Raw genomic sequence first — 6737 nt, 5'->3', positions numbered from 1 at the left:
AAAAAATCGATTCAGTAATATAGTCTCACCAGCATTAAAAAAAGGCTGCCTGTAATCAGACCGCACGAAAACCTTGTTCGTCAGCGAATTCTATTGACCGCAGGAACCGCATGCGTTCGGGTCACAACTGTCGGGATTACCGACCTTGATTGTGAATCCTGACGGTCCTGATTCGGGGGTAACATAGTCGATATTTATCTCGCCGTAGTTTCCCAGGAACTTGATCAGATTGGGATCAACATAGGCGCAGACGCCGTTGGATTCCAACTTCTCCAGATTCTCCGTTGACTCGTCCAGAGCCATGCCCAGATTGGGTCCGCTTCAGCCAACCCCCTGGAACATGATTATCAACTCTTTCCCCTTGCCGTTGTCAGAATCAAGAACCTTTTTCAGTTCCAATCCCGCTGCATCAGAAACAATCATCATAGTAGTACTACCTTTCCAAGCATTTGTTTCTCCTTTGATCGACATAGATGCAAAATGATTCGCAGAATGTCTACGAAAAAGAACGTCGCAAACACCACTTATGTTCCCGAAATGAGCACGATGCTCTGTACATTTGAATCGCGAAACTCAAGAGTGTTGTTATTGTGCTCGTAACTATATAACCCTACACAACTTAAGAAATTACTTGCCTTGCTGTGCTGTCTCGTCGTTTATTGTGGTGTTTACAGAGCTGGCCGTGTAGGCCGATAGAATAAATAGTTGACCAGCACCAGATGTCTTAGGATCCGGGATGGCGAAAACGATCTGCTTCTACGAAGATAAGTATTACCAGAGCTTCTATCCGCTGACATATGTGAGACCGGTATATTTGCTTCGCACCGGTATGCAAGAATTGTTCAAGCAGGTGGCGAGGAACTTCCCCGATATGGACGTGGCCTTTGCATGTCGATCTCAGGTAGCGCCGTTGGTCAGAGAGACCTGCCCCGATATTCCCGTAAACACAATTGATGCATCAGCGGGCGAACTGCTGTTTGTAAACGGTCGTATTCGTGAGCTGGGCGATCTGGTCGAGCAGGTGGGGCAGGTGGATGTCTTTACGAGGTTTGTTACTTCGGACAACGAAGTTGTCGCGATATTATACAAACCTGACTTGTCGCGTTCCCTCTGTGTATCAAAGACTCCAGCCCAGTTTGATGAACTCGCGAAAGAAAATGCAAATGCAATTGAGACGGTGAAGACGACCTCTACTTTGTATCGGCACGCCTGGGATATGATCGCTGATATCGAGAACTCGATTACAACCGACTTCGGTTATCTGCGGGCCTCTTTCGGCGATTCCGATATGACCAAAGTTCACGAACATGCTTCGTTGGTGAATGAGCAAAATGTATTCCTCGCTGCAGGAGTAGAAATCTGTCCGGGAGCGATTGTTGATGCTTCTCAAGGTCCGGTTTACATAGGTGCTAACACGCGAATAGAGTCCCACGCCGCTGTCTACGGTCCCAGCTATATTGGTGAGGAATGTTTGATACTGGCCGGCAAAGTCACCGGGTCATCTATAGGTCCCGGTTGTCGAGTGGGGGGAGAGGTTGAAGAGTCGGTTTTCCAAGCCAGTGTGAACAAATATCACGCCGGTTTTATTGGTCACAGCTATGTCGCCCCGTGGGTCAATTTTGGCGCTATGACTACTAACTCTGACCTGAAAAACAACTATTCAAGTATCCGCGTTTCCTTGAACAATGAACTGATCGATACTGGTTTGCTGAAACTGGGATCGTTGATCGGCGACCACACCAAGTTTGGTATTGGTACCCTGCTCAATACTGGAATCAATATAGGTGTCTGTTGTAATATCTTTGGTGGTACGCTCATTACCGACAAGGAAGTACCTTCCTTCAAGTGGGGAGGGAGCGATGGATACAGTGATTACCGTGTTGATAAGGCAATAGAGACAGCCAGAGCGGTTGTTGTTCGGCGCGGTCGGGAGTTATCGGTCAGCGAAGTAGAACTATTGGAAGCCCTCGCTGCCGGCAAGGACAATCGGGAAGGTGTTCTGGAGTTTGGACATGAATGATATACTACGATTCATCTCAATTAAGTCGTTCCGGGCTGGCATCAGGTCATGGTTACGTGACCTAAGGATAGGAGGAACATGCCGCAACTGAGGAAGGATCCCGTCACTGGCCGTTGGGTGATTATTTCCACGAATCGGCGACGCAGACCCAGTTCATTTGAGTCGGTGTCTGAACCCGGCCCGGCACAGCTGTGCCCTTTCTGCCCTGGCCATGAAGAGAGCACTCCACCTGAGATTTTAGCCTATCGTCAGTCAGGAACCGAGCCCAACCGACCCGGTTGGTCGTTGCGCGTTTTCCCCAATAAGTACCCTGCTCTACAGGTGGAGGGGAATCTGACTCGGGAACCGCACGGACTCTATGATATGATGCAGGGAGTGGGAGCGCACGAGGTGATTATCGAAACCCCAGAACATAGTTGTGATATGGCCGAGATGGATGAGAATGCCATTCGTGATGTCCTGTGGGCCTACCGGGAAAGAATGGCGGATCTGGCCCGCGATCGCCGTCTGAAATATATTTTGGTTTTCAAGAATCACGGAGCGGCGGCTGGGGCTTCGCTGGAGCACGCTCACAGTCAGCTCATAGCCACGCCGATCATTCCCAAGAAAGTGTTGGAAGAAATTGAGGGCAGTCGCAAATATTTCGAGTTCAAGGAACGTTGTGTCTTTTGTGACATAATCCGGCAAGAATTGCTGGACAAGGAACGTATCGTTAAAGATTATGATTCGTTCATCGCTGTCGAGCCGTTTGCCTCGCGGTTTCCGTTTGAAACCTGGATTCTACCTAAGACCCACCAATCGAGTTATCTGGAGATGAGCGAATCTGATTTCACCATTCTGGCGCGGACGCTCAAGGATATTCTCCAGCGACTGAAGATTGCGCTTAATGATGCCCCGTTTAACTATATCCTTCACACACGACCGGTATCGAAGGAATATCACGAGTTCTACCACTGGCATTTTGAGATCATGCCCAAGCTGACCAAGGTTGCCGGTTTTGAGTGGGGCTCCGGTTTCTATATCAATCCTACAAGTCCCGAAGAAGCTGCCGCTTATCTACGCAACGTTGATATTGATGCGGCATCCAAGCCAACGAAGATCTCAGTCGAGGAAGAGAATCACTAAGATGAAGATTTGTATTGCCGCTTCAGAGATGGCTCCATTCGTCAAGACCGGGGGATTAGGGGATGTTGTGGGGGCGTTACCTAAAGCTATGGCTTCCCAGGGCCATGAAGTCAGGGTATTTATTCCCCACTACGACGATTTGGATCTAGGTACTCTGCGGGCTAAATCCGTCCAGTGTCAAGTGCAGGTATCAATCGGCGGTAAGAATTATCCCGTCTCGTTGAGAGTGATCAATTTCGCCAGGAAGGGTGTTTCGATCTACCTGATCGGCAACAGACATTTCTTTTCACGCGATGGTATCTACACAGATAGTGATACTGGTAAGGATTTTACCGACAACGATGAACGATTTATTTTCTTTTCCAGGGCAGTCTTGGCCGTTTTGCAGGATTTGGATTTTCGTCCGGATATTGTCCACGCTCACGATTGGCAGACGGCGTTGCTCCCGGTGTTTCTGAAAACCTCCTATGCCGATGATCCGTTCTTTGGTGGCATACACACCGTCCTGACGGTTCACAATCTGGCCTATCAGGGGAAGTTTGATGCTGTTCGCTTCAGCCTGCTCGACCTGAATGATGAGTTATTACTACCTGCAACTGGAGCTCTTGAGTTTTACGGCGATGTAAATTTCCTTAAAGCCGGTCTGATCTACGCCGACCACATCACAACTGTTTCGCGTCAGTACGCTGAGGAGATACAGACACCTGAATTCGGATGCGGACTTGACGGTGTTCTAACAGAGCGTCGGAAAAACCTGACTGGGATTCTCAATGGTGTCGACTATTCAATTTGGTCTCCATCGATTGATAGCAAGACATACGCACGTTATCATATCAACAATCTCTCCGGGAAACGGACCAACAAGGTAGAATTCCTCGGTGATGCAGGTCTGCCTATTCGAGACAAAGTGCCGCTAATTGGCATCATCTCTCGTCTCGAAGATCAGAAGGGATGGGACCTGATTGCTGCTGCCGCTGATCATCTGATGGAAATGAATGTCCAGATGGCAGTTGTGGGTACAGGCCAGCCTGAATATCATGAACTTCTCAATCAACTCCAGATGGAACATCCCGACAAATTCCGTTGCTGGCTCAAGTTTGACGATATCCTGGCGCATCGGATTGAGGCGGCGTCAGATATTTTCCTGATGCCCTCACGTTTCGAACCGTGCGGACTTAACCAGTTGTATTCGCTAAAGTATGGAACGGTACCGATTGTCCGCAAAGTAGGTGGATTGGCCGACACCATTGTTGACTATGATCCCGCCACTGCCAAGGGCAACGGATTTGTATTTGAAGAAGCTACCTCGGAATCTATGCTGGAGGCGGTTGAGCGAGCGGTGAATCTCTTTGGTCGGAAGCGAGCATGGACAAAGGTGATGAAGGCCGGCATGCGTCAGGATTTCTCCTGGAATCGTTCGGCCAAAACCTACCTCGGAATATTCCAGCAACTCATCAAAACCTGAACTGAGGTTCCTCGTTGCTGAGCCTTGTCAGAACTACACTTTACGTTGTACCCGCACTGCTGAGTTATGCTGTTCTGGCGTACTATCTGAACTTCATTCAGGATGATGCGTATATATCGTTTCGTTATGTGGCCAATTTTCTGGGTGGTGACGGTCTCGTTTACAATATTGGTGAACGGGTCGAGGGATTCACTAACTTCGGCTGGGTTGTATTGCTCATTCAATTTGGTTCGCTGGGACTTGATTTCATTTTCTGGTCTCAGGTAGCGGGTTTTCTTTTCGGGGCGGGGATCATAGTCCTGACCTACCTGATGGCCAGATTCTTATTCGAAGAGCAACTTACTGCGGTGATTGCCACGCTTCTTGTCGGCGCCAATATGTCGTTGGCTTACTGGGCACCTGCCGGGTTGGAGACAGCCGCTTTTGGTTTCTTTGCCATGCTTTCGCTGTACTGTTATTTGAGGCGAAGTTATTGGTTAATCTGGGCTTTATTCATATCTGTTTGGATTCGACCGGAAGGTGGATTGGTGGCGTTGTTACTTCTGGTTGTCGAGGCGATTGACAGGCGGAGCCTGCCGAACTTTTCTCTGAAGTGTGGCCTGGCGGCGTTTGTGCTGTCGTTGCCGTTCATCGGTTTCAAGTTATTTTATTATGGTTCGATCCTCCCCAATTCATTCTACGCCAAAACCGGTTTCAGCCTGGAGCAACTAAGCAGCGGCCTTGAGTATGTCGGACAGTTCTTATGGCATTATGGTTTCGTTGGGGTGCCGCTGGTGGTGATGCTGGCTCGTTTCCAGCGTTTGTCGAATGCCTGGCGAAGCCTGGTTCTGTTCACTCTGTTGTTCTCAATATACATTGCGTTGGTTGGTGGTGATGTTCTTAAGGTACATCGTTTCTTTCTGCCGCTGATGGGGCTATATGCTGTCATCGCCGTAGGTGCTATTCGTGAACTTGGTTCGCGTGTTGTACCTCAGTGGCGGACGGGTCTGATGGTTGGAGTAGGTATCCTGACTTTGCTCCTGACCCTGTACTTGCCGCGCGACGAAGTGGAAACCTTTAACCGTCTGGAAAAAGCGCTGGCGGCGAACATGCACTTCATAGCCACTCGCCTGAAAGCATCTGATGAAACTCCGTTTACAATTGCTTCCACTACAATAGGACTTTTGGGCTACGAGCTACGGAATCATCGTTTGATCGACATGCTGGGTTTGACCGACACGACTATCGCAAGACACCCTCAGTCACCAATCATCGGACTGGAGAGTACCTGGAAGGAACGAAATTACAACAGTGACTATCTGCTGCGTCAAAAACCTGACTACATCCTGTTCTCAACCAATATGAAACCGTCTGCGCCGGCCGAGCAGGCTCTCTTTCTTTATCCGGAGTTCCTCAATTCATATCGTTCCGTGGGTTGGCCAGCGAGACTTACTACCCCCGATCAGTCGGGGGTTACTCTTACGGCCTATAAGCGATGGTACGATTTCGAAGGCGAGTATATCCCGGTGGCTCCGGTTGATTATGTACGCCTGTTCAAGGAGGCACAGGAGGAGGGAGATAATAATCAGCTACAGCGAGTGATCTCTCTTCTGGACAGTGCTGAAATCATTTTCAACCAGACAACTTTTCCGTACTTTGCCTACAGCAAAGCATTAGCGTATCGACGAATGAATCGCCATGAGATAACTCGACGGATACTTAGGGATGTGTTAGCAGCCGATTCAAATGTGTTCGAGGCGCATAGGGAGTTGTATGTATATACTTCGATAGACGGTGATTCTGCTACGGCTGAGATTCACCGGCATTGGCTGAGAAGATATGCTCCCGAAGTATTGACTGCTACCCAACAACGGATAAATGCACAGGTGGAGCGTAACCGCCAGATGGGATGGTGACCAGGAGTATGACTGTGACCGAAATACTTAAAAAATACTGGCCCCTGTTGCCGGCACTAGCGGCATACGCCCTGCTGACTCAGCAACTGAACTTCATTCAGGATGATGCCTACATCTCGTACCGTTATGTCGCCAATTTCCTCAACGGGGATGGTCTGGTTTACAATATTGGCGAGCGGGTTGAGGGTTTCACTAATTTCGGCTGGGTCATACTGATGATACAGTGTGGCGC

At 49.1% G+C, this 6737-nt stretch carries 6 protein-coding genes; 5 read left to right on the top strand and 1 reads right to left on the bottom strand.

From position 1 onward, the window contains the following. Window positions 1-90 precede the first annotated feature (90 nt). Window positions 91-303 carry a hypothetical protein gene (locus KOO62_12540; protein MBU8934810.1) on the bottom strand — a complete coding sequence of 71 codons (213 nt, stop codon included), beginning with the start codon at window positions 301-303 and terminating at the stop codon, window positions 91-93. 433 nt (window positions 304-736) lie between these two features. Here KOO62_12540 and KOO62_12535 point away from each other — a divergent pair, with 433 nt between their 5' ends. The 5 genes from KOO62_12535 to KOO62_12515 form a co-directional block, all read left to right on the top strand. After that, window positions 737-2020, top strand: coding sequence for a hypothetical protein (locus KOO62_12535; protein ID MBU8934809.1), 1284 nt, complete (start codon window positions 737-739; stop codon window positions 2018-2020). A gap of 78 nt (window positions 2021-2098) precedes the next feature. Next, window positions 2099-3145 (top strand): galactose-1-phosphate uridylyltransferase, encoded by a 1047-nt coding sequence (galT, locus tag KOO62_12530; GenBank protein ID MBU8934808.1) that lies wholly within the window; start codon window positions 2099-2101, stop codon window positions 3143-3145. A 1-nt stretch (window position 3146) separates the two neighbouring features. Next, window positions 3147-4610: a glycogen synthase GlgA gene (glgA, locus tag KOO62_12525; GenBank protein MBU8934807.1), complete on the top strand. Its 1464-nt coding sequence runs from the start codon at window positions 3147-3149 to the stop codon at window positions 4608-4610. Window positions 4611-4624: 14 nt separating this feature from the next. Continuing rightward, window positions 4625-6505 (top strand): hypothetical protein, encoded by a 1881-nt coding sequence (locus KOO62_12520; GenBank protein ID MBU8934806.1) that lies wholly within the window; start codon window positions 4625-4627, stop codon window positions 6503-6505. A 14-nt stretch (window positions 6506-6519) separates the two neighbouring features. After that, window positions 6520-6737, top strand: a 218-nt coding sequence (locus KOO62_12515) for a hypothetical protein (GenBank protein ID MBU8934805.1), incomplete at its 3' end; no start/stop codon positions are given.

This window comes from Candidatus Zixiibacteriota bacterium (assembly GCA_019038695.1).
GTDB lineage: Bacteria > Zixibacteria > MSB-5A5 > GN15 > FEB-12 > B120-G9.
This window is presented reverse-complemented; position numbering and strand designations above follow the sequence as displayed.